The organism is Anaplasma phagocytophilum, assembly GCF_023476575.1.
In the GTDB taxonomy this organism is placed as follows: domain Bacteria; phylum Pseudomonadota; class Alphaproteobacteria; order Rickettsiales; family Anaplasmataceae; genus Anaplasma; species Anaplasma phagocytophilum_A.
Genome location: NZ_JAHLEX010000137.1, coordinates 1 through 2038, shown reverse-complemented (window position 1 = coordinate 2038; position 2038 = coordinate 1). Strand labels below are relative to the sequence as shown.

General features: G+C 45.0%; 3 protein-coding genes. All 3 read right to left on the bottom strand.

From position 1 onward, the window contains the following. Positions 1-684: IMP dehydrogenase (locus KPX09_RS05105; RefSeq protein ID WP_249549280.1), on the bottom strand; the 684-nt coding region annotated here is incomplete at its 3' end. Between the two features lie 75 nt (positions 685-759). Next, a complete protein-coding gene (locus KPX09_RS05100; protein WP_249549279.1) occupies positions 760-1572 on the bottom strand; it encodes an NAD kinase in 813 nt (270 codons plus the stop codon). A gap of 9 nt (positions 1573-1581) precedes the next feature. Beyond that, positions 1582-1803, bottom strand: coding sequence for a 50S ribosomal protein L31 (gene rpmE, locus KPX09_RS05095; protein WP_011450244.1), 222 nt, complete (start codon positions 1801-1803; stop codon positions 1582-1584). Between the last annotated feature and the right edge of the window lie 235 nt (positions 1804-2038).

Genomic DNA, 2038 nt, shown 5'->3' with positions numbered 1-2038 from the left:
TTTTATACCTTCTCGTGGCCCCGCTCCTACTGCTGCGGCTACTCGAAGGCGAGCTTTCTTATCCTTACATGAATTTGGAAACTTATTGAACTTTTCTATGTCCTTTACTGTTATTAGTCCGATGCAACAACCATGCTCATCAGTCACAATCAGTCTCTCAATCTTATGTTTGTGGAGGAGGCGGGTTGCTTCAGATTGACTCACGCCCTCGCGTACGGTGACCAGGTTCTCTTTTGTCATTATGTCACATACACGACAATTCATGTCTTCTACGAAGCGCACGTCCCGGTTTGTAATGACACCTACAAGCTTCTTATTTGCCTCAACTACTGGGATTCCAGAGTAACTATGCCGCTGCATTATTGAAAGAGCAGTTTTTAATGTGGCATCCGGAGACACTGTGACTGGATTGCTAACTATCCAGCTCTCAAATTTCTTTACCTTCTGAACCTCAGCTACCTGTCGTTCTATGGACATATTCTTATGTATACACCCAATCCCACCGTGTTGTGCAACAGATATGGCTAACCTTGACTCGGTTACCGTATCCATAGCAGCTGACATGATTGGGATATTGAGCTGGAGGCTTTTCGTAACATATGTACTTACCTCTGTATCACCGGGAAGGACATCAGAAAACGAGGGGATAATCAAGATATCGTCAAATGAGTAAGCAATCTCCACAACCGTCTACGCCGATTTCACACTGCGGAGAGTATAGGTTCTTTAGCAGTAATGCGCAATAGTGTAAACATTACCCTATACTAAGAATTGTTCAGCAATGGTTCTTTCTTCCAACCTATGTTCTGGGTCAAACATTAGCGTGACCTTAGCCTTGCAGTCTTGACGGATTTTAATGCTTTTTATATCTCGAAATTCCGTATAGTCAGCCACAGCACTAACCGTGCGAAGCTCAGGTGACAGTACCTCTATTTCCACTTCAACACTATTAGGCAACAAAGCACCACGCCATCTTCGCGGTCGAAAGGAGTTTACAGATGTTAAGGCTATAACGTTGGAGTTAAAAGGAAGAATAGGCCCACCTGCGGAGAAGTTATACGCAGTGCTACCTGCTGGACTCGCCACTATGATCCCATCAGAAACCAGCTCTTCCATGACCGTCTTTCCGTCCAGACAAATCTTGAGTTTTGCTGCCTGGTGAGTCCCACGAAATAAAGAAACCTCGTTCACAGCTATGGCACTATGGCTACGACCGTGCACATCTACGGCTTCCATGCGTAAAAGCGTCAATTCTGTGGCGACAGCATTCTCTATTTTGAACGGCAAACTTCCCTCAGCACAGCCATTCAACAAGAAACCCACTGTTCCGTAACGCACGCCATATACAGGTACACTTTTTGCGGAACTAATAACGTAATTATGGAGGCTATGTAACATCAGACCATCGCCTCCGACAACAACAAGCAGGTCGATATCGGAGCATGAGGCTTCTTCCATCCTCACTACTCCATAAAAATTACGAAGACAAGCAACCTTTGCTTCGCCTCCCGCAGCGGCTACATACCCAACCGTTTTAAATCTGCAACCACGTGGGGAAGCACTGTTCTGCATATGGTGTCCTTACAAATCACCAAACTTACTAACAAACTTAGCAGCTCTACTGTTGCGGGTACCACTTGTTCTTAAACCCGGATTCCAGGCAGGGTGATTAAACCTATCGCTTTCCAGATGCACCCGTACCATTTCTTCAGACTTTCCAGAAGTGGAAAGCATTTCCCTTTCTTCCCCGTTAGTAAAAATTACTGTAATCGGATAGACTCCAGGGTGTATACCTTTCTTCATAGCTTTCAGGCCCCTTTTGTAAAAACGAAATCAGCCTCGAGCCTACCATCTCAGGAGCATTCTGTCAATCTTGGCTCCACTCCCAAACCTACGCGCTATACAGGGAATCCTTTACGGCACCAACAGCGGAGTTTCATCTTTCCTGGAGAGTAGTAGAGAAGCAATATGGGAAGAAAGAGACTACGAAAATTTTGCCAAAAATGGATACATAAAAAATGTAATAGCATTTCGAGCG

Excerpts from the sequence above, each read along its gene's own strand:
- KPX09_RS05100 (WP_249549279.1), bottom strand. The coding sequence starts at position 1,572 with ATGCAGAACAGTGCTTCCCCACGTGGTTGCAGATTTAAAACGGTTGGG.
- rpmE (WP_011450244.1), bottom strand. The coding sequence starts at position 1,803 with ATGAAGAAAGGTATACACCCTGGAGTCTATCCGATTACAGTAATTTTT.